The sequence below is a fragment of the Tenacibaculum piscium genome, from assembly GCF_021390715.1.
Classification (GTDB): domain Bacteria; phylum Bacteroidota; class Bacteroidia; order Flavobacteriales; family Flavobacteriaceae; genus Polaribacter; species Polaribacter piscius.
This window is the reverse complement of the sequence record NZ_JAJGWT010000003.1, coordinates 48,240-70,867: the sequence shown is the minus strand read 5'-3', so window position 1 is coordinate 70,867 and position 22,628 is coordinate 48,240. Positions and strand designations below refer to the sequence as shown.

Here is a 22,628-nt window from a genome sequence, read left to right as displayed (position 1 = left end):
AAAAGAAAGAAATGTTTGAAGTGAACAACAACAAAATGAATGACGAACGAATTGATGATATAGGAGATAATCATGTAGGAACCTCGGCAAAAAACCCTTTAAGAGATGATGCTTTTGATCTTTCTGACCAAGAAAAAATAGCTAAAATTCAAGAAAGTGTAAAAGATATTCTGGAAACTTTAGGAATGGATTTAACAGATGATAGTATGCAAGGAACACCAAAACGTGTTGCAAAATCATTTGTAAACGAAATTTTTATGGGATTGAATCCTGCTAACATGCCAAAAGCATCGACTTTTGAAAATAATTATAATTATGGCGAAATGTTGGTGGAGAAGAATATCGTCGTATATTCAACTTGCGAGCATCATTTATTGCCAATTATAGGACGTGCGCACGTAGCGTATATTTCTGGAGGAAGAGTTATCGGTTTATCTAAAATGAATCGTCTTGTCGAATATTTTTCTAAAAGACCACAGGTACAAGAGCGTTTAACCATGCAAATCGTACAAGCAATGCAAGAAGCATTAGGAACGCAAGATGTAGCTTGTGTTATTGATGCAAAACATTTGTGTGTAAATTCAAGAGGAATTAAAGATATTGAAAGTTCAACAGTTACCGCCGAATTTGGGGGTAAATTCAAAGAAAAAAATACCAAACGTGAATTTTTAGATTATCTAAAAATGAATACCGATTTTAATTAAAATATATATATTTTTAACTAAAAAAAAGCGTTTGACTTAAAAATTTTTAAGTTAAACGCTTTTTTGATTTGTCTATTTTTTCTTAATCTAAAATAATTTTTTGGCTGATTTTTTTATCAGAATTTAAAATTACTTCAACAATATAAATACCTTTCGTTAATTTCGGTAAATTAACTTCCTGAATTTGTTTCAAAGCAGTAACGGTTGAGGTTAAATTTGTAGAAAACACTTTTTTTCCTACTATTGAATACATGTTTATTGAAGCATTTTCAGTTTGTAAACCTGAAATTTTAATGCTATTATCTTTAGATGCATAAATCTTTATAGATGCTTTTGTTATTATTTTTTGTGGTGTATTTTCTTTTAATTTTTCAGTTTTAGTGTGTAGGTAAAACTGCCCGATTCCAGTACTATTATTTTTCAACTGTATTGTATAATTTTCTTCGGATAAATTAATGATATTATTATTGATTTTATCTTCAAGATAAATAGTTACATTGCTTGGTAAATTGATAGAATTTGCTGAAAATGTTATTTCATTTCCTGAATTCGCTTTTAAGCCTATTGGAATTACGGTATTTTCCATATTATTTATAGGCAAAGATTGAATAGCATAATTTTGTCCCTTATTTTCAGAAACTAATTGGCTACAAATTGAAAAATCATAAGAAACTCCGCCAAATTCTGCACCATCATAACCGTTATCAAAACCTGTAGTTGTACCGTTTATGTAATATAATTTAGTATTACTTTTTTTGTTATTATTGGTTGCTGTTAATTGTATTTCGGGTCTGTTTTTTTTATGGGAAGTGTTTGTTTTTTGATGTTCTTGATTTTTGATATCAAAAGAAACAGTACCCGTAGTTTTGGCATCAATAAAATAAGCTTGTGTTGGAGCTATGATATAATTATCGGTAGTAACTTTTGTTTCATAATTGTTTCCATTCCATATCCAAATGGTTTGAGAAGCAAGAATATTGCTGTTTTCTGTTAAAAAAGTAGCCGTATTTAAGTGTGAAGTATAAGGATTTCCGATTAAATTATAACCATTTTTATTTTTTGATATATTTGTATGTATGGTTTTATCATTGATGTTTCCTGAAAATTTCAGTTTTCCAGCAGTGATTAATTTTACAGTTAAACCAGTTCCTTTTTCAATATTTCCTTCGGATGCTTTATTTTGGTATAGCCATTTATTTTTTTCATTTTGATACGGAGCAATTCCAATTCTACCAGCTGCAGAACCTTTTGCAAAATTGTGATTGTTAATTAAATTCTCTATAGTTTCTCCATTGAGCGGGCTTGAAATTAAGTGCCAATTTGTATTTAAATCTTGCTGATAGATAATCGTTCCTGTAACTTTTGCATTTGCAATTAAAGAAGCACCAGATTCTAATTTAATTCCTTTTATCGTGATTGGTGCATTTATTGTTGGATAATTTGTTAAGCCATTTGGGATTAAAACATCACTTGTTTCTGTGGGGATATTTTCAGGAGTCCAGTTTGATTTTGTAGTCCAATTTGTATCTATATTTCCATTCCAAGTAGCATTAATTATCGAGAATTTTTTGGTAGAAAAAGGTAGTAAATCTTCACCATTTCCATTTACAACATTTTTCCAATTTTTAACATCAGCGATTAAGGAATAATAATTAGAAAGAGTGGCTTGTCCTACTTTATCACCTTTATATATTGCGCCATCAGGAGTGGCAGAAGCATCAAAAATAATAATAGATTTTCCTTTTTGTAAACCAGTTCCTGTTAGGGTAATTCCGTCTGCGTCGTATGTTCCAAGTTGTGTTGGGTCATTTCCAATTTGAATCGCAGTGATAAAAGTAGTAGGCGTATTAGCGTCCGTTCCTAGATAAATAAAAAGACCGTCTTTTGTAGTTGTCGTTAAATTAAAGCGTCCATTTCTGGTAATACTTCCGATAGAAACTCCAAAATTTAGATTCGTTACATTATCAATATCTGTAAAGTTAATAATTGTACCAGCATCAATATTTTTAGTACCTGTAAGCCAAGTTAAATATCCTTCTCCATTGGTGAATTTTCCTGTATTATCGAGTTCTTTATCTGTAATATAAATGGTGGAATTTGCAGGGATATCAGCAAGTGTAGCGATGGATAAATCTTTATCTCCATCGGCATTGAAGCCAACAAAAACAAGACTACCAGCAGATTGAGCTCTTGCATTTATATTAATTAACGTTAAAAAAAGAACTCCTAAAAGTACTTTTAAAAAGTAAGTGTGTTTCATAGCATTATGTTTATAATTTTATCTTTTCAGTACAAACATAGTTTATAAAACAGATATCAAGTGTTAATTAATTGCTAGTTATAGGTTATTTTTTTAAGTAAGCTGTGAATTAAGACGTAAAAAACCTGAACATTATTGTTCAGGTTTTTAAATTTATTTTTTATGTTGATAAATTATTTTAATGAGCTTCTAAGGTGAAATTAATAGGAATAAAATATTCAACATTTGCTGGTTTACCATTTTGTGTTCCAGGAATAAAGGTTGAAAGCTTAGAAACCATTCTTCTAGCTTCTTCTTCTAATAATTCGCCATTTTTAGGACCTTTCATTTTTATATTCTGAATTTTCCCTTGTGTATCGATAATAAAACGTACCCAAACTCTACCTTCAATATTTTGAATAGCTGCTTGTTCTGGATAGTTAAAGTTTCTTTGAATATGACTAATCATTCTTTCATTAAAACAGTTATTTTTTTCTGTATCGGCTACTTTTGAGCAGGCTTTAAAATTTGGAATACTTTCAACATCACTAAATTTAATAAAGTCTGTAATTATTTTACTATCTTCTGTAATGATTTTTTTTACGGTTTGTTTTTTGTTGTTTACACTTGAATTTAGAACTAATTTAGGATTTGGATGTTTAAAAGTAATTGGAATTCCATATTTAACTTTTACGCTTTTTCCGTTGTGTTTTCCTGGGATAAATTTAGGTAATTTGCTAATAATTCTATTTGCTTCTTTTTCAAGAGAAGCACCGTTTTTAGGTCCTCTAATTTGAAGACTATTTACGCTCCCTTGTTCATCAATGGTAAACTGTACCAAAACTCGTCCTTGAATACCTGCTTTAATCGCATCTTCTGGATACACAAAGTTTTTTATAATATGTTTAGACATTTGTGTTTCAAAACATTTTGCTTGTTTAATTAAAGGCACATTATTACATTTTGAAAATAAAGGAATTTCTTCTACAAGGTTAAAAGGGATTCGTTCAATAGTTTCAGCATGGTCGTCTAATTCTAATTTACCAACTAAGAGGTTATTTTTTTTGATGTTCGCAACTTTTTGGGAAGTCGTAGCTCCTCCGATAGCAGCAACTGCTTCATTTTTTTTGCGTACGATACGTCTTCTAGTAGATACTTTTATAGAAAGTTGTTTTTTTACTCCATCTTTTGTGTCTTTTACAGCACATTTAGTAATACTGTTAGGATCTGCAATCGATTCATCAGGAGACGTACATTTTTCTTGCTGAGCAAAAGTTATAACAGCCATAAACATTGCTGTTATTAGTAAGATAGATTTCATCATAGTCACGCTCTTTTTAGTTATTTACAATTTGGTAATATTGTAAATGTATACATAAAAAAACAGAAATACAAAAATATTTCTGTTTTTTGTTTAATTAAAGTGTTAATTATGATGATTTTAGCGGTTAATAAGAGAAGTAGACTGTTAAAATTATGTTTCTTAAAACTATTTTATATTTTTTATTTTATTTAAAAAGCTATTTTTTTATGCTAATTAGATGTTAAATTTAGTGGAAATGCATAGCTTACAATCACTGGTAATCCTTTTTCTTTTCCTGGGTTAAAGCGAGGTAATTTTTTAATGATTCTATCTAATTCTTTGTGTAATCGTTGGTTATTTTGACGACTTCTTATTTGAGAGTCAGTTATTTTTCCGTAAACATCGATACTAAATTGAATATATACTTTAATACTACTATTTTCAGGAATATAATCTTCGGCATATAAATTTTTAGATATATGATCGTTAATCTTTTGTTTAAAGCATTTTATATCAGTTTCTTTGTCTATTTTTTTACATGATTCAAACATTGGAATTTCTTCAACTAAAGTAAATAGAACTTCTTTAGAATTGGAGCTATTTTTTTTAACGATGTTTCCGTTAGTATTTAAGTGGTCTGCTTTTTTTCTAGCTCTGTTATTAACTCTTTTTCTAGTAATATTTGTTTTTGATATTATACGAGTATTTTTTTTGTCGACATCACATTTTTTTATAGAGATTTCATTTAAATCAACAATTTCTTCTTTTGGAGCTTCACATACTTTTTTTTGACTGTAAGTATTTAGAAAATTCAAAATAAAGAATAAGATAAATAGGGGAGCATTTTTCATTTTTAGGAGTTTTGGCTAGTTTTTTTTAACACTGTAAAGATGAGGAAGTAAACTTGTTTTAGTTTTAAGTAAATGTAGTTTTTGGGTTAATTTATAGTTAATTTAATGTAAATAAAAAAACGTACTATTAAAATAGTACGTTTTTATTTTTTTATTTTTCTTAAAAATTAGTATTAAAATTTTGAGAAAAAATCAGGAATATTATGTGGTAAAAATTATTTTACATCCATTAATTCTACATCAAAAATTAAGGTTGCATTTGCAGGAATTACACCTCCAGCACCAGCTTTTCCGTATGCTAAGTTCGATGGAATTACAAATCGAGCTTTGTCACCAACTTTTAATAATAAAATTCCTTCGTCCCAACCAGCAATTACTTGCCCAACACCAACAGCAAAATCAATTGGTTGCTTGCGTTTGTAAGATGAATCAAAAACAGTTCCATCTAATAATTGTCCTTTATAATGTACTGAAACATTTGCACCTTTGGTAGCTTGTTTTCCGTTTCCATTTTGTAAGATAGTATAACGTAATCCTGATGGAGTTTCGTCATAACCTTTAGCTACAGAATCTAATAATTCAGCTTGTTTTGCTTTTTCTTCTGCTTCACGTTTTTCACGAGAACCTTCAAAAGTTCTAAAAGCTTCTACGGCATTAAATTTTTCAGCATCTTCTCCTACACGAATAATTTCAACATCCATGGTATCATTTTGAGCGATAGCATCTACGATATCTTGTCCTTCAACAACGTTTCCAAAAACAGTATGATTACCATCTAAATGTGGCGTTGCTGTATGCGTAATAAAAAATTGAGAGCCATTTGTTCCAGGTCCTGCGTTTGCCATCGATAATTTCCCTGGTGCATCATGTTTTAAATCTGGATGAAATTCATCTTCAAATTTATATCCAGGATTTCCAGTTCCTGTTCCTTGAGGACAACCACCTTGAATCATAAAATCAGCAATTACACGGTGAAACTTTAAGCCATCATAATATGGTGTTCCTTGTGGTTTTGCAGTATTTTCTAAATTTCCTTCGGCTAAAGCAACGAAGTTACCTACAGTTCCTGGGGTTTTTTGGTATTCTAAGTTTACTAGAATATCTCCTTTTGATGTTTTAAATTTTGCGTAAATTCCGTTATTCATTTTGTTAGATTATCTTAATTAATATTCAAAAAACTTTTTCTCAAAAAATTATCTAAAAAAATATTTAAATAAAATCTAAAGAAAAAGCAAAATTAGTTTTTTACTGATAAAGTTGAAAGGTTTAAGCTTAAACCTATGTTAATATTTGTGGCATTTACCTTTCCGAAAGGCGAATTATATTTTCCTGTTGAAGCAATAATTGAAATATTTTTATGAATATCATAGCTAAATCCAAGTATTGGACGCAGAATAATTCCTTCATCGGTATCGACACCAGCACCACCGCCAGCGCCTGCCATTATTTCGGCAAAGCCACGTGCTTTATTGTTTAAAAATCGGGGTGAATATATTCCTGCACCAACCAGCCCGTGAGCATATCCGCCCGAACGACCATCGTAGGCAAAACTAGCTTCTCCTGCAATGTATAGCCATTTATTAAGGTCATAATTTACTTTTAAACCGATAAGCTGTAAATCAATTTCTTTGGCATTATAAATATCATCGGTTTTGGCAACATCGAAATACGTTTGATTCTGAATTTCAATGCGTAAACCTTGCGTATAAAAATTGGTATATTTTTTCTGATGCTTATTTTGAGATTTTGTTCCTCCGTTTAATCCGTAATATTTCAATCCAAAACCAACAGTATATGCTTCTAAATCGCCAGCAATGGCACGATAATAACCAGCGTGTCCGCTCAATGCGAGATTATTAGCTAATTTCAAATCAATTCCTGCGGATGGATAGACCATCAAACCACCTTCAGGAGCAACACGTCCGCCAGCTGCACCAACGCCTAATTTTGTAAAAAGATTAATGTATTTTGATTGATACGGATGATATCCTGCACCAAAAAATAAGTCCATAAAACCGGCACGTAATCCTTTATATATGGCATCGGTATGCGCGAATAAAAAAGTATTTTCACTTACATATTTTTGATATTCAAAACCTAATACATATAATGTTTCGTTTAAAGTTTCTCCGTTGTCTTTTTTTGAATTTCCAAAAGGTTTGAAAAAATCAAAACGAACTTGTTGTACATTTTTTACAACAGGTTTACTCCAGAAATTATCCGAAGAAATATTTTTTGCTGTAAAATTTTGATGTGCTTTATTATAATCAGTAAAACGTAAAACGCTTGGAATTTCAACAAATAGAGATATCGAATTACTTTTTATTTCTCCTGATAAAAAATTCAAATGACTGTATTGAACACCAAAAGAATAGTTATCTTTTTTATATTGTAAACCAATATTTGGATTGATAAAGCCACCATCATTTACTAAATTTCGGTATCCGCCACCGCCACCAAAATGAAGGTTTGCATCGACATATAAATTTTTATAAAGTTGTTTATTTACGCCTAATTCCGCACCTAACGTAAATAAACCTCCTTGGTCGCCAGTTACGGCAAAATGAAATCCAGCGCCACCATACAACCAATTATTAATCGGTATTTGATAGTGTAAACCAGCCAATCCCATAGTTGGTTTTAAATTTGGAAATTTATCCGTAGGCATTTTTACAGGAATAAAATTCAAACGAACTTTATTGTGTAATGCTGTTCCTTTTAAATTAGATGAATTTTCTTGACTGAAAGTTATAAAAGAGAAAAAAGAAAAAAGAAAAATCAGAAATACATCATTACGAATGTAGTGAAGTAATCCATCTAAAAAGATTGCTTTATTTCTTATAATGATACATTGTTTTTTTGTTTCCATTTTTCTAAAAAATATTAAATATCAATTATTAACTATTCAAATTCACTTGTAAAATGTAGTTTTACGGTTGGATATTTACTTTGTGTCATTTGCATCGTAAATGATGAATCGGCTAAAAACACTAATTTCCCTTGTTTATCTTTGGCTAAATAACGTTGTTTAACACGTTTAAATTCTTTAAATTCTTCACTTTTTTCATCTTCAGGTTCCACCCAACATGCTTTGTGTACTGAAATATTTTCATAGGTACATTTCGCACCATATTCGTGTTCTAATCGATATTGAATTACTTCATATTGTAATGCTCCAACAGTTCCTACAATTTTACGACCATTCATTTCCATGGTAAATAATTGCGCTACACCTTCGTCCATTAATTGGTCTACACCTTTGTATAATTGTTTCGATTTCATCGGATCGGCATTATTTACATAACGGAAATGTTCTGGAGAAAAACTTGGAATTCCTTTGAAATTTAACTGTTCGCCTTCGGTTAAGGTATCACCAATTTTGAAGTTTCCTGTATCATGAACACCAACAATATCACCAGGAAAAGATTCATCAACAATTTGTTTCTTTTCAGCGAAAAAGGCATTTGGGCTTGAAAATTTCATTTTCTTACCATTACGAACATGTAAATAAGGCGAATTTCTTTTAAAAGTTCCTGATACAATTTTGATAAAAGCAAGTCTATCTCTGTGTTTAGGATCCATATTTGCGTGAATCTTAAATACAAAACCTGTTAATTTTTCTTCTTTAGAATCAACTAAACGTTCTTCTGCTTTTTTAGGTTGTGGTTCAGGCGCAATCTGGATAAAAGCATCTAATAATTCTTTTACACCAAAATTATTTAAAGCCGAACCAAAGAAAACGGGTTGTAAATCACCCGCTAAATATTCTTGTTGATTAAATTCAGGATATACTTCTGAAACTAATTCTGCTTCTTCACGCAATGTTTCGGCAGCTGCTTCCCCAATAATTTCATCTAATTTTGGGTTTGATAAATCATCAAATTGAACACCTTCTGAAATTTTTGTTTTATTATCACCAGAAAAAATATTTAATTTCTTTTCCCAGATATTATAAATTCCTTTAAAATCGTAGCCCATTCCAATTGGGAAACTCATCGGAGTTACTCGCAATCCTAATTTTTGCTCCACTTCATCTAATAAATCGAAGGCATCTTTTCCTTCTCTATCCAATTTATTGATAAAAACTAACATCGGAATTTTACGCATTCGACAAACTTCTACTAATTTTTCAGTTTGAGGCTCGACACCTTTTGCAACATCAATAACCACAATTACACTATCCACGGCGGTTAATGTTCGAAAAGTATCTTCTGCAAAATCTTTATGCCCAGGGGTATCTAAAATATTTATTTTTTTGTCTTTATAAATAAAAGCCAATACAGAGGTCGCTACCGAAATACCTCTTTGACGTTCAATTTCCATAAAATCGGAAGTAGCTCCCTTTTTTATTTTGTTGTTTTTTACCGCACCAGCTTCCTGAATTGCTCCTCCAAATAATAATAACTTTTCGGTTAAAGTAGTTTTACCAGCATCTGGATGCGATATAATTCCGAATGTACGTCGTTTTTGTATTTCTTTTAAAAAGCTCATGTATCAAATTTAAGGGTGCAAAGATACGGTTTAATGCGTAATTTTTCAAAGCTTTACTGCTTTACTGTTTGCAAGCTTTTACAGTTTCATTGTCGAATTGATTCCAATTTTGTATGTTTGCTTTGCATAAATTTTATACATGAAAGAACAGGTAATTTTAGTCGATATACAAGATAATCCTATCGGATTTATGGAAAAAATAGAAGCACATGAAAAAGCCCTGTTACATAGAGCATTTTCCGTTTTTGTTTTTAATGATAAAAAAGAATTAATGTTGCAACAACGTGCCAAAACGAAATATCATTCACCGTTATTATGGACCAATACCTGTTGCTCGCATCAACGTGTTGGAGAAACAAATATAGGTGCTGGAAAACGTAGGCTTCAAGAAGAAATGGGCTTTGTTTGTGAATTAAAAGATATATTTTCTTTTATCTACAAAGCACCTTTTGATAACGGATTAACAGAACATGAATTAGATCACGTAATGGTCGGGACTTTTAATGACCAACCAACAATCAATAAAGAAGAGGTTGAAAGCCATAAATGGATGACTTTAGAAGCCGTTAAAAAAGATATGCAAGAAAATCCTGAAATATACACCGCTTGGTTTAAAATTATATTTGATGAATCTTACGAGGTTTTAAATAATTCTCTTATAAATATCTAAAAAAAATATAAAAATGCCTAAAGTAACTGTACATAGAAAAGCCCATTTTAATGCGGCGCATCGATTATTTAATGAAAAATGGTCTGCAGAGAAAAATTTTGAAATCTTCGGAAAATGTAGCAATCCAAATTATCACGGGCATAATTATGATTTAATTGTTTCTTTAACAGGAGAAATAGATCCTGAAACTGGTTTTGTGTACGATTTAGGAAAATTAAAAAACGTAATTAAATCAGAAATAGAAAATTCTTTCGATCATAAAAATTTAAATATTGATGTTCCAGATTTTCAAAATTTAAACCCAACAGCTGAAAATATATCTGTCGTTATTTTTAATAAATTACGAGTTTGTATTCCAGAAAAATTAGCGTTATCAATTACGCTCTACGAAACACGCAGAAATTATGTAACTTATAGTGGTGCTTAATTTATGATACATCAATTATTACGGTTTGAACCTATTTTAAAATCTAAAATTTGGGGCGGACAAAAACTAAAAACAGTACTCCATAAAAAAGCAACCAAAAAAGATGTTGGTGAGAGTTGGGAAATTTCAGACGTACAAGAAGATATTTCAATCGTTAATAATGGCGATTTAAAAGGACGCGCTTTAAAAGGACTTATTCAAGAATTTAAAGAACAAATTGTTGGCGAAAAAGTGTATTTAATTTTTCAAGATAAATTTCCATTGTTAATTAAATTTATTGATGCCAAAAAAACCTTGAGTTTACAAGTACATCCCAACGATATTCTGGCACAAAGAAGACACAATTCTCTAGGGAAAACCGAAATGTGGTATATTGTTGATGCCGATAAAAAAGCAAAAATAATTATTGGTTTTTCAGAAGAAACTGATAAAAAATCGTTTTTAAAAACTGTTAAATCTAACGATGAATTAGCATTGCTTAATGTAGATTATGTAAAAAAAGGCGATACTTTTTTAGTGCCATCAGGACGTGTACACGCTATTGGAAAAGGTGTTTTATTAGCCGAAATACAAGAAACTTCCGATGTTACCTATCGAATTTCTGATTGGGGAAGAAAAGATTCCAACGGAAAATTAAGAGATTTACACCTGAATTTGGCATTAGATGCGATTGATTATTCTGCAAAATCAAACTATAAAGCCGAATATTTAAAACGTAAAAATAATCCATCAACGATTGTCGATTGTAAATATTTTACCACAAATTATTTGCATTTAACACAAGATTTTATCATCAATAATCATGATAAAGATAGTTTCGTAATTTATATGTGCGTTGAAGGAACAGTGGTTTTTGTATATCGAAATCAACATGAAAAATTACGCTTAGGAGAAACTATTTTAGTGCCAGCCTGTATTAAAAATGTAACCGTTATCACCGAAAATGCCAAACTTTTAGAAGTTTTTATCAAATAAAAAATACTTTAAAAATAAGTGTAAAAGAAGCTCAAAATAAGTGAGTTTCCCATTTTGAGCTTTTTGTTTTTTAAACTTTAAACATCAAAATTAAGACGCTTTTTGTAAATGATATCCAAAGATTGCTTTACAGATAATTTCTTGTTTTTTTTCTTTTTTTGAAACCGTTATCTGTAAAATAATTTCGGTGTCACTCAATTTTTTAATATTATTTTTAATGATAAGATTATCATTTAAATAGGCATTTTTGATAATATCAAATTCAATGCTTTTAAAACTTAAATTGGATAAATTTTTGTGAAGTATAAGAGAGGAACTTACGCTAGTTTCGATTTTATCATATAAAATACCCGTTTTTAGGATTTTATTTTTATGAACCTGTTTTTTACTAACCGTAAATTGTGAAGAATTATTTTTAGAAATGATATACGTATTCATGATATTATGGATTTATCGGTGGAAATTTAGATTTTTTATAAAACGGATTTTGGACGAAATACATTGTTTTTTTTAAGCGCATATTCATTTTTTTTGAGATTTTTACAGTGTTCATAAGTTGTTTAATTTTAAAAAGTAAATAAAAAAAAGGTGCTTTTTATAAAAAAGCACCTTTTGTAGTTTGTATTAAATATCGGTTTTAAAACCGTTCTTTAAAGCTATTGTTAGTGGTACTTTTTATATAGATATATTTTTTACGCATACGCATAGTGCACTCAATCGTGACGATAGTGTTTGAAATAATGCGATATATATATAAAAGTATGTTCATAATGTAGCCAAATTTAGTCATTTTTTTTAGAAATCAAGAATAATCAAGAAAAACTAAGGACATAATATTGTTAAAGTTTTACAAACCCTAATTCGGTAAAATTAAAAAACGTGTTTAAATATGTATCTTTGGATACAATAAATGATATAAATTAAGTATACTATATGAAAATAATTGCAATGATTCCTGCACGTTATAGTGCGTCTCGTTTTCCTGGAAAATTAATGAAAAATTTAGGCGGAAAACCTGTAATTGTAAGAACATATCAAGCTGCCGTGAATGCCCATTTATTTGATGAAGTTTATGTTGTAACGGATTCGGAACTAATCTTCAAAACCATAGAAGAAACAGGAGGGAAGGCAATAATGAGCATCAAAGAACACGAATGTGGTTCGGATAGAATTGCCGAAGCTGTCGAGAATTTAGACGTTGATATTGTCGTAAACGTGCAAGGAGATGAACCTTTTATTGATACGGTTTCGTTATCAAAATTGATAAAAGCCTTTGAAGAAGATACCAAAAAAGAAATAGATTTAGCATCGCTAAAAGTAGCAATGACAACCTTAGAAGATATTGAAAATCTGAATAATGTAAAAGTAATTACCGATATCCATAATTTTGCTATTTATTTTTCGAGAAGCGTTATTCCGTTTCATAGAGATCAAGAATTAAAGGTTACATATTACAAGCACAAAGGCGTATACGCCTTTAGAAAACAAGCCTTACTCGATTTCTATAAAACACCAATGACACCAATTGAAGCTGCCGAAAAAATAGAATGTATCCGTTATTTAGAAGTTGGGAAAAAAATAAAAATGATTGAAACTTCTGTGGAAAGTATCGGGATTGATACGCCCGAAGATTTAGAAAAAGCTAAAAAAATCCTCGAAAATGACTAAAATTAAAGTAATCGCTTTTGATGCCGATGATACACTTTGGGTAAATGAAACCTTTTTTAGAAACGCCGAAAAAGAATTTGCAAAACTCCTATCGGGATACGAAACTGAAAATAAAATTCATCAAGAACTCTATAAAAAACATATCGATAATCTTGCAATTTATGGATACGGAATTAAAGGATTCGTACTCTCGATGATCGAAACTGCCGTGGAATTATCAAACTATAAAATCAATCAAAAAATAATTGAAAGAATTTTAGAAATTGGTAAAGAAATGCTCGAAGAACCAATCGATTTGTTAGACGGAGTCGTAGAAATACTTCAAGAATTACAAGGAAAATATAAAATAATCGTAGCCACAAAAGGCGATTTATTAGACCAAGAACGAAAATTAGAAAAATCAGGAATCTTACAATATTTTCATCATACCGAAGTGATGAGCGATAAAAAAATAGCCGATTATCTAAAATTGATAAAACGTTTAGAAATTCATCCATCAGAATTATTGATGATTGGAAATTCCTTGAAATCAGATGTTTTACCATTGCTGGAGATTGGCGCTTCCGCAATTCACGTGCCGTTTCATACTACCTGGATTCACGAACAAGTTAGTAATCAACAAAAAAATGATAGCTATAAAACAGTTTCCAAAATTACCGATATTTTGCCACTGTTATAAAAGAGTTATCCATAAAATTTAATAAATAACGACAATAACAATAATAATAAGATTAAATCAAGTAATTTTGCAAAAAAAATAATAATTATTATGGCAAGCATTAAAAATTTAAAAAAAGATATTGACTATACTTTAGGAGATATTATTGATATCTGTAGATTATCTACTCAATTAAATCCTGAGGTAGATGCAGAAAAGTCAGAAGCAATTGTAGAAGAAGTTTTTGAAACGTATGACGAATTAATTTCAAAAATAAATGCTAAAAAAGTTGAAAATAAAAAAGCACACTTTAAAGCAATAAGTACAGAATTAGAACAAAAAGCAAACGCTTTAATAGAAAAAGTAAATAGCTTATAGTTAACTGTATGTTAAATAATTAAAAACCGATACTTGTAATAAGTATCGGTTTTTTTTGTAAAAATTTAACATTTTATACCTGAAAAAATGTTGTAAATTACCTGGAATTAATACTATAATTAAACCCCCGTTAATAACATGGCAAGAGCAATGTATGAGTATAGAAAGACTGTATTAGAGAAAGTAAGTTTTAATACAGGCTTATTTTGTAGAGAATTAGAAAAGGCATTAAATAGTTTGTTACCTTACGAAATTAATGAATTAACAATTTGGTTAAAAGAATATACCGCAAATAAACCGAATTTATATGTTAGTTTAGCGTTAGTTAAAAAACAACTATAAAACAATTATAGATTACTTACAGAATACGTAACCTATAAGTATATAAGATTATAAAAAAAAAGAAGCTGTTTTAGCTTCTTTTTTTATGATTTTTATTTTTAAGTTTTCTCATTAATTTTCGATTGAAATTATGTTCAGAAACTTGTAAACGCAAAATCTTTTTAAATGATATTACTTTTGAAATTTGATGATAAAACAATGTCCTCATCTCGTATTCTTGTTTATTGATACGTTGTATTTTTTCTAAAATTTCTTTGGATTCTTTTTCTGAAATTTCATCAATTTGCCCTGTATTTAATAGTTTTTTCTTGAAAATAAAACGTTTTTCTTTACGAAGCAATCTCATTTTTTGGTCATATTGATGATAAATTGGCCAAAATTTTTTGGTTTCGGCGTCTGTTAAATTTAATTTTTCGGTTAAATAGGCGATTTTATACGTACGAATTTTTTCATAATTCCCCTTTTTTGATTGTGCTTTTCCTGAAAAAAATCCGAAGAATATCAGAAAAACTAAAAGAATGTTTTTTTTCATTTTTTATTAATTTTCATTTAAAAAAGTAGCGTCATTACTCATATTTAAGTAATCTTCTAAATTTTCATCATTTATAGAAGATAAAATATCACGTTCATCAATTGTTGAGCTTTCTAACATTATAGCTAATTCATTATTATTGGTCGTACCGTATCCGTTTTCATACCAAAAACTAATATCTGCGGGAGTGATATCGTCTAAAGAATAATGGGCTTTTGTAGTATTTAGATAGTAAAATCCAATAAATACTACTACTGATGCTGCTGCAATTAGTGTAATAAATGAGGGTGTTTTTTTATATAAATTTTGAGATAAATAAATAATCTTATTATCTTTATTTTTTTCTACCTTATTATTTTCTTCTATTTCATCTTTATTATTTTTAACTTTTTTAATTTCTGTAACTTTTTTCTGATTTATTTTATTTAAAATAGTCGCATCAATTGTCTGAAAATAATTTTCAGGAATAGAAAAACCTGCTTTATTACTTATCTTTTGATTTTTAAAATCCAAGGTATGTTTTAATTCTTTATCCATCTCAATGCTAAGACTTTAATATCTGTAAAAGGTTTAATGGTTGTTTTTAATAAATTGCTCAATTTTTTTTACCGCAATATGATAGGACGCTTTTAAAGCACCTACAGAAGTTCCTAAAATTTCTGAAATTTCATGATATTTTAAGGTGTCAAAATATTTCATATTAAAAACTAATTGTTGTTTTTCGGGCAGAGTTGCAATTGCTTTTTGTAGGATTTGCTCAATTTCATTGCCTGTAAATCAAGTATCGCTATCTAAAGAAGAAACTAATTGTTGTTGATATTCGGCAATAGCTACATTTTTTTGTGAAGCTCTTTTATTGATAAAAGTAATAGCTTCATTGGTAGCTATTCTGTACATCCAAGAATAGAGTTTACTTTGTTTTTTAAAGCCGTCAATATTTTTAAAAATCTTGATAAAAGTATTTTGTAAAACATCATCGGTATCGGTGTGCGAAATTACAATTTTTCGAATATGCCAATACAATCGCTCTTTATAGAGTGATATTAATTGTTTAAAAGCCAGTTCTTTAGTTTTGGGGTTTTGTAACTCGGCTATAAGTTTTTGCTCGTTAATTGGCATTAATTGACCACTAAATTTATCATGTTTAAATGTAGTGCTTAGACTTTAAAAAAAGTAAAAGGTTTAAAATAGCGAGTATAATTTATTAATTAAACTGTCAGTTTGAGTGCTTTTTTCCTTCAAAAAAATAGTATCGAGAACTTTTTAAGCTTCAAAATCAATTAAAATCAATCAAAATTTATCAACAAAAAATAATTCAAATTCTCGATACCATTTTAATTTATTAAATTCGTTTTCTAGAGCATCCAAATAAACGTTTCTCTTTAATGGTTTTCGAAACTCCTTCAGGAAGCATTTTTTCCCAACCTTCTTCGTTATTTTTAATCATTTTTAAGACTCTTCGAGAAAAGATATGTAAACTATTTTGATCAATATTTTTAATATCGACAAGCCTTCCGTTATTTTTGAAAAACTTATATAATTCTTTCATTCTCGGATGAACTTTTAGGTTTTCACTATTGATAAAATCGCCTGTTTCTTCATCTTTATACGGATACATATATACTTTTAAATCTCTATAAAAAAGTTTACCAGAAGCCTCTAAAATTCCACCACTAAGGTTTCGATAATATTTTTCATCAAAAATTTGAACAAGATTTTGAACGCCCATTGCTAATCCCATTCGTTCTTTGGTAAATTCACCAAAATAATCAACCAATCTAAAGTATTCTTGATAATTGGTAATCATTACATTTTGTCCTAAGGCGCAGAGTAATTCGGCTCTATCTAAAAAGTCTCGTTCATTAATTTCACCTTCTGAGCGAAGATTACTAAGGGTAATTTCGAAGATAATTTGTGTTTTATCAGGATTTACTTTCTTTTCGGCTAAAAATAATTTTTTAGCACGTTCAAACATATCCATATTTACTTTGGTTACAGGACGATAACTTCCACGTAAGGCTAAAATATTCTTTTTATATAAAACTTGAGCGGGCAATAAGTTATTTCCATCAGGACCGAACATTACGGCATTTGTCATTCCGTTTTTAACTAATTGTAAACTCATTAAACGATTATCAACATAGGTAAAACGAGGTCCCGAGAAATTAATCATATCAATTTCTAAGCGATCGCTATCAATATTATCGTAAAAAGATTTTAATAATTCCTTTGGATTATCATTTAAATAATACGCACCATAAATTAAATTAACGCCTAAAACGCCTAAGGTTTCTTGTTGCTGACGTGCATCTGTTTCTTTAAAACGTAGGTGTAAAATTATTTCATTATAATCTTCCAGAGGATCTAATTGAAAACGAATACCAACCCATCCGTGTCCTTTAAATTTTTTAGAAAAATTGATTGTTGCAACGGTATTTGCATAGCTAAAAAACAATTTATCAGGATGTTTTTGACGGTCAAGACGGTCTTCAATTAAATCCATTTCATGTTTTAGCATTTTTTTCAATCGTTTTTCGGTTACATAACGATTGTCATTTTCAATACCATAAATAGCATCTGAAAAATCTTTATCATAGGCACTCATTGCTTTAGCGATAGTCCCTGAAGCTCCACCAGCTCTAAAAAAATTACGAACAGTTTCTTGTCCCGCACCAATTTCTGCGAACGTTCCATAAATATGGGCATTTAAGTTGATTTTTAACGCTTTACTATTGGTTGTCGGTACGGTACTTATTTTCTTATCTCCTTTTAGTGTGATGGCCATTTTTCTAATTTTATGTGATTGCAACAAATGTACTTAAAATAGCAGTTATCAGGTAATTTTTGTCTTATTTTTGTGTTAACAATGAAGAAAAATATACAATTAAAAGTAACCTTTTTAGGTACAGGAACTTCTACGGGTGTTCCGATGATTAACAGCACACATCCTGTGGCATTGTCTAACGATTTTCGAGATAAACGTTTACGTTCTTCCATCGTTATTTCTTGGGATAACATTAATTATGTAATAGATTGCGGTCCTGATTTTCGCCAACAAATGATGCGTGAAAAAGTAACTTCAATAAACGGTATTTTATTCACACACGAACACGCCGATCATATTGCAGGATTAGATGAAATACGTCCGTATTGTTTCCAAATGGGCGAAGTTCCTATCTATACGAGTAAGCGAGTTTTAGGCGTTTTGAAGAAAAGATACGACTATATTTTTACTACCGAAAATAGATATCCAAGTGCGCCAGCGGTTTTCAGTACTGTTATTTCGCATCATAATAGTTTTTATTTAGATGCCGTAAAAGTAACGCCAATAGAATTAATGCACGGGCGATTGCCTATTTTGGGTTATCGATTTAATAATATAGCGTATCTTACGGATATTAAAACGATTTCAGAAGAAGAGAAAAAAAAGTTAACAAATTTAGAGGTGTTAATTGTTACATCCTTGCGAAAAGAAGTGCATGCAACACATTTTAATTTGGAAGAATCGCTGGCTTTTATTGACGAAATAAAACCTAAAAAAGCGTATTTAACACATATTAGCGAATTGTTAGGTTTGCATGAAGAGGTTGAAAAAGAATTACCAGAAAATGTTTTTTTAGCCTATGATGGTTTAAAAATTTAATATTTATTTAGAGTCTTTTTAAAAATTAAATTAAAACTAAATTCTCGTCATGCTGAATTTATTTCAGCATCGCATCAACAGGAGAATTACGGCAAATCAGGATGTGAAACTGAAATAAATTCAGTTTGACGGATTCGATTCTTTATTTTTCTGTTATATATTTTTTTCAGATGAAATTTAAACAGGATCTAATATTTATTTTTCTAATATTCATATTGATTTAAAGTATCATAATTAATTTTATCTTTTAAAATAGCGTCTTATTTTTACATCAAAATTAGATCAGAAACTACTTAAAAAACTTTTTTGAATGAAAATAATTATATCGCCAGCAAAGTCCTTAGATTTTGAAACAAAAGCTTCTACAAAATTATATTCGCAACCACGTTTTTTAGAACAATCAACAAAATTAAATCAGCAATTAAAAACACTTTCTTCACAGAAATTAAGCGATTTAATGAAAATTTCGGATGCTTTAGCAATCTTAAATTATCAAAGAAACCAAGATTGGCAACCGCCTTTCAATTTAGAAAATGCAAAACAGGCAATTTATTCTTTTACAGGAGCCGTTTTTAAAGGGATTGATGTAAATTCTTTATCCGAAGAAAAAATACCAACCTTACAAAACAATCTTCGAATTTTATCAGGATTGTACGGTTTGTTAAAACCGTTGGATTTAATACAGCCATATCGTTTGGAAATGGGAACGAAATTGAAAGTCGGCGAAACCGAAAACTTATATAAATTTTGGAATGATAGCTTAGTCAATTCGTTAAATGATGAATTAGAAGAGGGAGAGTTATTAGTCAATTTAGCGAGTTTAGAATATTTTAAAGCCTTACCAAAAAAACTATTAAAAGTTCCGATGATAACGCCTGTTTTTAAAGATTTTAAAAATGGTGAATATAAAACTATCATGACTTTTGCTAAAAAAGCACGCGGTTTAATGGTGCGTTATATCATCGAAAATGATGTGAAAACAATCAATGAATTAAAAGCTTTTAATGTTGATAACTATGCTTTTTCAGAAGAAATGTCCACAGAAACGGAGTTGTATTTTACAAGATAAATATCTTGTTTCTTATATCAGAAATTTAAAAAACCTTAAAAATTAATTTATTTTAATAATGTATAATCTCGTTAAAATACTCAAAATAATCGCTTTATTAACGGTTTTTATACTCGGTCTCATTTTTGTCTGTAATTTTTTAGTAGAAAATAATGCGAAAAATAATACTTATACAAGTACAAAAGAAATTCCAAAGCGTAAGGTTGGGCTTGTTTTAGGGACGGGAAAATATTTAACAAATGGACGTGTAAATCTATATTATACCTTTCGGATTAGGGCAGTAGTATCATTATATAAAGCACAAAAAATAACGTTTATCGTGATAAGTGGCGATAACAGTTCCAAAACATATGACGAACCAACTACTTTTAAAAATGATTTGATAAAAGCGGGGATTCCTGAGGATAAAATCTTTTTAGATTACGCAGGTTTTCGAACTTTAGATTCTGTAGTAAGAGTAAAAGAGGTCTTTGGGCAAACCGATATTACTATTATTTCTCAAAAATTTCATAATGAAAGAGCTCTTTATTTAGCTAATCATTTTGGAGTAAAAGCAATCGGATTTAATGCTAAAGATGTTTCTGGAAAATATGGGCTAAAAGTTCGATTAAGAGAATATTTAGCCCGAGTAAAAGTTTTTGTTGATATTTTATGTAATGTGCAACCGAAATTTTTAGGAAAAAAAATAACGATTAAATAAATTAAATCATTATTAAGTAATTAGATGATAATGATTTAATTTATTTCAATTATTATTTTAACAATCCGCTAAACCGACAGTAATTGCTAAACCTCCTTCGGATGTTTCTTTATAGTTTCGATGCATATCTTTTGCGGTTTGCCACATGGTATCGATTACTTTATCCAACGGAACTAACGATTCTTTTGGATTCGTTTCTAAAGCTAATTCAGCGGCATTAATTGCCTTAATTGCGCCCATTGCATTACGTTCAATACACGGGATTTGCACCAAACCGCCAATAGGATCGCAGGTTAATCCTAAGTGATGTTCCATGGCGATTTCCGCTGCCACTAAACATTGTGCAGGAGTTCCGCCTAAAAGTTCGGTAAGTGCCGCCGCCGCCATTGCTGATGAAACGCCTATTTCTGCCTGACAACCGCCCATTGCTGCTGAAATAGTCGCATTTTTCTTGAAAATACTTCCGATTTCTCCCGCAACTAATAAGAATTTTTTTATGTGTTCAAAATCGGCATCATGATTTTCAATCACTAAATAATACATTAAAACCGCAGGAATTACTCCCGCACTTCCATTAGTTGGAGCGGTTACAACTCTTCCTAATGCCGCATTTACTTCGTTTACCGATAATGCCAAACAGCTTACCCATTTCAAGATTTCACGAAATTTGACTTCCGTGCTTCTAATAGCAGTAATCCATTCTTGTTCGTTGGTGTAAGTAGCGTCTTTTATTAATTTTTGATGCGTACCAAAAGCTCTACGTTTTACGTTTAATCCGCCAGGTAAAATACCGCCCGTATGACAACCGATATACATACATTCAAGCATGGTATCCCACACACGTTTTAACTCGAAATCAATCTCTGAAGCAGTTTTTAAAACCAGTTCATTTTGATATACAATCTCAGAAATAGTTTTGTCTTCTTTTTCGCAATAATACTCCAATTCGGTAGCTCTATTTATTGGATACGGAAAATTTTTCTTGTTTATTTCTGTTTCTAAAGGAATTTCTAATTCTTCCTGAATCACAAAACCACCTCCGATAGAATAATAGGTTTCTGTAGAAATTTCTTTTCCTTTACAAAAACCTCTAAAAATAAATCCGTTGGAATGAAAGGGTAAAAAATCTTTATTAAAAACAACATTTTCAACAGAAAAATTAATATTTTTTTCTGCATTAAAGTGTAATTTATTGGTTTCTTTTATTTTATTGATGATAGTTTCAATATCCTCTACAGGAATGTATTCTGGATCGGTACCGCTTAACCCTAATAAAACGGCCAAATCGGTAGCGTGTCCTATTCCTGTAAGCGATAAAGAACCGTATAAATCTATTTTGATGCCATCAATAACATCAAAAATATCAGTTTCTTTTAATTTTTCAATCCATTGTTGCGCGCCTCTCCAAGGACCTAAAGTGTGTGAGCTAGAAGGACCTACGCCAATTTTAAGCATATCAAAAACACTAATAAACTGCGACATAAATTTAATTTATTTGTTGGTGGCTAAAATAGAAAAAGTCTTGTATTAAAATTAATACAAGACTTTTATTTATGATTTTTTATAAAAGTTAATCACTTTTTATAAAAAATGTAAGATTTGTAGTGAGGTTTATAATCCGTACACGTCTTCTTTGTTGAATTTCTTTGCTAATAAATAGTAAACTACGGCACGATATTTACTTCGTTCTGAACGTCCTATTTCTTCCATCACTTCATCAATTGCTTTGTCTAATGCTGGTGAATCAGCTAAACCTAATTTCTTGATTAAAAAATTATTTTTAACTGTTAATAATTCTTTAGGATCGCTACCAGATACTGTTTCTGCATCTTTTTTGTAAATCGAAGGTCCTAAGCCTTTGGTTACAGCGGTTAATAACTCAAGATTTACGGGAAGATTTCTATCATCCATAAATTTCTTGTACAATTCTACTTTTTCGTCAAATTTACTCATGATTTTTTTTTTAGTTATAATTAAT

General features: G+C 29.9%; 23 protein-coding genes and 1 pseudogene. 11 read left to right on the top strand and 13 right to left on the bottom strand.

The features are described 5' to 3' along the window. Positions 1 to 11 precede the first annotated feature (11 nt). Positions 12 to 704, top strand: a complete 693-nt coding sequence (gene folE, locus L0U77_RS03985) for a GTP cyclohydrolase I FolE (RefSeq protein WP_193699759.1) — start codon at positions 12 to 14, stop codon at positions 702 to 704. An 82-nt stretch (positions 705 to 786) separates the two neighbouring features. On the opposite strand, the gene L0U77_RS03980 is transcribed toward folE, so the two are convergent. From L0U77_RS03980 to L0U77_RS03955, 6 genes are all read right to left on the bottom strand, one after another. Next, complete coding sequence (locus L0U77_RS03980; protein WP_233900776.1) at positions 787 to 2,964, bottom strand: T9SS type A sorting domain-containing protein; 2,178 nt, start codon at positions 2,962 to 2,964, stop codon at positions 787 to 789. Between the two features lie 178 nt (positions 2,965 to 3,142). Beyond that, entirely contained in the window at positions 3,143 to 4,267 is a 1,125-nt protein-coding gene (locus L0U77_RS03975) for an energy transducer TonB (protein WP_233897418.1), read from the bottom strand. Between the two features lie 209 nt (positions 4,268 to 4,476). Further along, positions 4,477 to 5,097, bottom strand: a complete 621-nt coding sequence (locus L0U77_RS03970) for an energy transducer TonB (protein WP_233861399.1) — start codon at positions 5,095 to 5,097, stop codon at positions 4,477 to 4,479. Positions 5,098 to 5,312: 215 nt separating this feature from the next. Further along, positions 5,313 to 6,242, bottom strand: coding sequence for a peptidylprolyl isomerase (locus L0U77_RS03965; RefSeq protein WP_101916613.1), 930 nt, complete (start codon positions 6,240 to 6,242; stop codon positions 5,313 to 5,315). A gap of 92 nt (positions 6,243 to 6,334) precedes the next feature. Continuing rightward, the gene (locus tag L0U77_RS03960) at positions 6,335 to 7,966 is read right to left on the bottom strand and encodes a hypothetical protein (RefSeq protein ID WP_233861400.1); all 1,632 of its coding nucleotides are present in this window, start codon (positions 7,964 to 7,966) and stop codon (positions 6,335 to 6,337) included. Positions 7,967 to 7,998: 32 nt separating this feature from the next. Next, positions 7,999 to 9,588 carry a peptide chain release factor 3 gene (locus tag L0U77_RS03955; RefSeq protein ID WP_233861401.1) on the bottom strand — a complete coding sequence of 530 codons (1,590 nt, stop codon included), beginning with the start codon at positions 9,586 to 9,588 and terminating at the stop codon, positions 7,999 to 8,001. 139 nt (positions 9,589 to 9,727) lie between these two features. Between L0U77_RS03955 and idi the strand changes: the two genes are divergently transcribed. The 3 genes from idi to L0U77_RS03940 are packed head-to-tail and all read left to right on the top strand — an operon-like array spanning position 9,728 to position 11,660. Next, the gene (gene idi / locus L0U77_RS03950) at positions 9,728 to 10,258 is read left to right on the top strand and encodes an isopentenyl-diphosphate Delta-isomerase (RefSeq protein WP_233861402.1); all 531 of its coding nucleotides are present in this window, start codon (positions 9,728 to 9,730) and stop codon (positions 10,256 to 10,258) included. Between the two features lie 13 nt (positions 10,259 to 10,271). Continuing rightward, complete coding sequence (locus L0U77_RS03945) at positions 10,272 to 10,685, top strand: 6-pyruvoyl trahydropterin synthase family protein (RefSeq protein ID WP_101916610.1); 414 nt, start codon at positions 10,272 to 10,274, stop codon at positions 10,683 to 10,685. Positions 10,686 to 10,688: 3 nt separating this feature from the next. Continuing rightward, positions 10,689 to 11,660 carry a type I phosphomannose isomerase catalytic subunit gene (locus L0U77_RS03940; RefSeq protein ID WP_193699763.1) on the top strand — a complete coding sequence of 324 codons (972 nt, stop codon included), beginning with the start codon at positions 10,689 to 10,691 and terminating at the stop codon, positions 11,658 to 11,660. A gap of 90 nt (positions 11,661 to 11,750) precedes the next feature. On the opposite strand, the gene L0U77_RS03935 is transcribed toward L0U77_RS03940, so the two are convergent. Beyond that, positions 11,751 to 12,098: a hypothetical protein gene (locus tag L0U77_RS03935; RefSeq protein ID WP_233900775.1), complete on the bottom strand. Its 348-nt coding sequence runs from the start codon at positions 12,096 to 12,098 to the stop codon at positions 11,751 to 11,753. A gap of 495 nt (positions 12,099 to 12,593) precedes the next feature. On the opposite strand from L0U77_RS03935, the gene kdsB reads away from it, so the two are divergent. From kdsB to L0U77_RS03915, 4 genes are all read left to right on the top strand, one after another. Further along, complete coding sequence (gene kdsB, locus L0U77_RS03930) at positions 12,594 to 13,328, top strand: 3-deoxy-manno-octulosonate cytidylyltransferase (protein WP_233900774.1); 735 nt, start codon at positions 12,594 to 12,596, stop codon at positions 13,326 to 13,328. Further along, positions 13,321 to 14,007: an HAD family hydrolase gene (locus L0U77_RS03925; protein ID WP_101916606.1), complete on the top strand. Its 687-nt coding sequence runs from the start codon at positions 13,321 to 13,323 to the stop codon at positions 14,005 to 14,007. Before kdsB ends, L0U77_RS03925 begins: the two co-directional genes overlap by 8 nt. A 90-nt stretch (positions 14,008 to 14,097) precedes the next feature. Further along, positions 14,098 to 14,364 (top strand): hypothetical protein, encoded by a 267-nt coding sequence (locus L0U77_RS03920; protein WP_101916605.1) that lies wholly within the window; start codon positions 14,098 to 14,100, stop codon positions 14,362 to 14,364. 138 nt (positions 14,365 to 14,502) lie between these two features. Beyond that, positions 14,503 to 14,706, top strand: a complete 204-nt coding sequence (locus L0U77_RS03915; RefSeq protein WP_101916604.1) for a hypothetical protein — start codon at positions 14,503 to 14,505, stop codon at positions 14,704 to 14,706. Positions 14,707 to 14,776: 70 nt separating this feature from the next. Here L0U77_RS03915 and L0U77_RS03910 read toward each other — a convergent pair whose 3' ends face one another. From L0U77_RS03910 to L0U77_RS03895, 4 genes and pseudogenes are all read right to left on the bottom strand, one after another. After that, positions 14,777 to 15,238: a sensor of ECF-type sigma factor gene (locus tag L0U77_RS03910; protein ID WP_101916603.1), complete on the bottom strand. Its 462-nt coding sequence runs from the start codon at positions 15,236 to 15,238 to the stop codon at positions 14,777 to 14,779. A gap of 6 nt (positions 15,239 to 15,244) precedes the next feature. Next, entirely contained in the window at positions 15,245 to 15,775 is a 531-nt protein-coding gene (locus L0U77_RS03905) for a hypothetical protein (protein ID WP_233883505.1), read from the bottom strand. A 33-nt stretch (positions 15,776 to 15,808) separates the two neighbouring features. Continuing rightward, positions 15,809 to 16,357: pseudogene (locus L0U77_RS03900) on the bottom strand (RNA polymerase sigma factor). 223 nt (positions 16,358 to 16,580) lie between these two features. Beyond that, on the bottom strand, positions 16,581 to 18,023 hold the full coding sequence (locus tag L0U77_RS03895; RefSeq protein WP_233861404.1) for a TonB-dependent receptor: 1,443 nt from the start codon (positions 18,021 to 18,023) through the stop codon (positions 16,581 to 16,583). A gap of 81 nt (positions 18,024 to 18,104) precedes the next feature. On the opposite strand from L0U77_RS03895, the gene L0U77_RS03890 reads away from it, so the two are divergent. From L0U77_RS03890 to L0U77_RS03880, 3 genes are all read left to right on the top strand, one after another. Further along, positions 18,105 to 18,881, top strand: a complete 777-nt coding sequence (locus L0U77_RS03890; RefSeq protein ID WP_233883499.1) for an MBL fold metallo-hydrolase — start codon at positions 18,105 to 18,107, stop codon at positions 18,879 to 18,881. Positions 18,882 to 19,191: 310 nt separating this feature from the next. Beyond that, positions 19,192 to 19,950, top strand: coding sequence for a peroxide stress protein YaaA (gene yaaA / locus L0U77_RS03885; RefSeq protein ID WP_101916598.1), 759 nt, complete (start codon positions 19,192 to 19,194; stop codon positions 19,948 to 19,950). A 58-nt stretch (positions 19,951 to 20,008) separates the two neighbouring features. Beyond that, positions 20,009 to 20,650 carry a SanA/YdcF family protein gene (locus L0U77_RS03880; protein ID WP_233897425.1) on the top strand — a complete coding sequence of 214 codons (642 nt, stop codon included), beginning with the start codon at positions 20,009 to 20,011 and terminating at the stop codon, positions 20,648 to 20,650. Between the two features lie 57 nt (positions 20,651 to 20,707). On the opposite strand, the gene L0U77_RS03875 is transcribed toward L0U77_RS03880, so the two are convergent. Continuing rightward, entirely contained in the window at positions 20,708 to 22,132 is a 1,425-nt protein-coding gene (locus L0U77_RS03875) for an L-serine ammonia-lyase (RefSeq protein ID WP_233897426.1), read from the bottom strand. A gap of 129 nt (positions 22,133 to 22,261) precedes the next feature. Continuing rightward, on the bottom strand, positions 22,262 to 22,603 hold the full coding sequence (locus L0U77_RS03870; RefSeq protein ID WP_101916595.1) for a DUF2853 family protein: 342 nt from the start codon (positions 22,601 to 22,603) through the stop codon (positions 22,262 to 22,264). Between the last annotated feature and the right edge of the window lie 25 nt (positions 22,604 to 22,628).

Bases quoted from the DNA above. Each gene is read 5' to 3' on its own strand.
- L0U77_RS03895 (WP_233861404.1), bottom strand. From the start codon at position 18,023: ATGGCCATCACACTAAAAGGAGATAAGAAAATAAGTACCGTACCGACA.
- L0U77_RS03965 (WP_101916613.1), bottom strand. From the start codon at position 6,242: ATGAATAACGGAATTTACGCAAAATTTAAAACATCAAAAGGAGATATT.
- L0U77_RS03915 (WP_101916604.1), top strand. From the start codon at position 14,503: ATGGCAAGAGCAATGTATGAGTATAGAAAGACTGTATTAGAGAAAGTA.
- L0U77_RS03980 (WP_233900776.1), bottom strand. From the start codon at position 2,964: ATGAAACACACTTACTTTTTAAAAGTACTTTTAGGAGTTCTTTTTTTA.
- L0U77_RS03870 (WP_101916595.1), bottom strand. From the start codon at position 22,603: ATGAGTAAATTTGACGAAAAAGTAGAATTGTACAAGAAATTTATGGAT.
- kdsB (WP_233900774.1), top strand. From the start codon at position 12,594: ATGAAAATAATTGCAATGATTCCTGCACGTTATAGTGCGTCTCGTTTT.
- L0U77_RS03935 (WP_233900775.1), bottom strand. From the start codon at position 12,098: ATGAATACGTATATCATTTCTAAAAATAATTCTTCACAATTTACGGTT.
- L0U77_RS03960 (WP_233861400.1), bottom strand. From the start codon at position 7,966: ATGGAAACAAAAAAACAATGTATCATTATAAGAAATAAAGCAATCTTT.
- L0U77_RS03880 (WP_233897425.1), top strand. From the start codon at position 20,009: ATGTATAATCTCGTTAAAATACTCAAAATAATCGCTTTATTAACGGTT.
- L0U77_RS03905 (WP_233883505.1), bottom strand. From the start codon at position 15,775: ATGGATAAAGAATTAAAACATACCTTGGATTTTAAAAATCAAAAGATA.
- folE (WP_193699759.1), top strand. From the start codon at position 12: ATGTTTGAAGTGAACAACAACAAAATGAATGACGAACGAATTGATGAT.
- L0U77_RS03945 (WP_101916610.1), top strand. From the start codon at position 10,272: ATGCCTAAAGTAACTGTACATAGAAAAGCCCATTTTAATGCGGCGCAT.
- L0U77_RS03955 (WP_233861401.1), bottom strand. From the start codon at position 9,588: ATGAGCTTTTTAAAAGAAATACAAAAACGACGTACATTCGGAATTATA.
- L0U77_RS03920 (WP_101916605.1), top strand. From the start codon at position 14,098: ATGGCAAGCATTAAAAATTTAAAAAAAGATATTGACTATACTTTAGGA.
- L0U77_RS03910 (WP_101916603.1), bottom strand. From the start codon at position 15,238: ATGAAAAAAAACATTCTTTTAGTTTTTCTGATATTCTTCGGATTTTTT.
- L0U77_RS03925 (WP_101916606.1), top strand. From the start codon at position 13,321: ATGACTAAAATTAAAGTAATCGCTTTTGATGCCGATGATACACTTTGG.
- idi (WP_233861402.1), top strand. From the start codon at position 9,728: ATGAAAGAACAGGTAATTTTAGTCGATATACAAGATAATCCTATCGGA.
- L0U77_RS03975 (WP_233897418.1), bottom strand. From the start codon at position 4,267: ATGATGAAATCTATCTTACTAATAACAGCAATGTTTATGGCTGTTATA.
- L0U77_RS03875 (WP_233897426.1), bottom strand. From the start codon at position 22,132: ATGTCGCAGTTTATTAGTGTTTTTGATATGCTTAAAATTGGCGTAGGT.
- yaaA (WP_101916598.1), top strand. From the start codon at position 19,192: ATGAAAATAATTATATCGCCAGCAAAGTCCTTAGATTTTGAAACAAAA.
- L0U77_RS03940 (WP_193699763.1), top strand. From the start codon at position 10,689: ATGATACATCAATTATTACGGTTTGAACCTATTTTAAAATCTAAAATT.
- L0U77_RS03970 (WP_233861399.1), bottom strand. From the start codon at position 5,097: ATGAAAAATGCTCCCCTATTTATCTTATTCTTTATTTTGAATTTTCTA.
- L0U77_RS03890 (WP_233883499.1), top strand. From the start codon at position 18,105: ATGAAGAAAAATATACAATTAAAAGTAACCTTTTTAGGTACAGGAACT.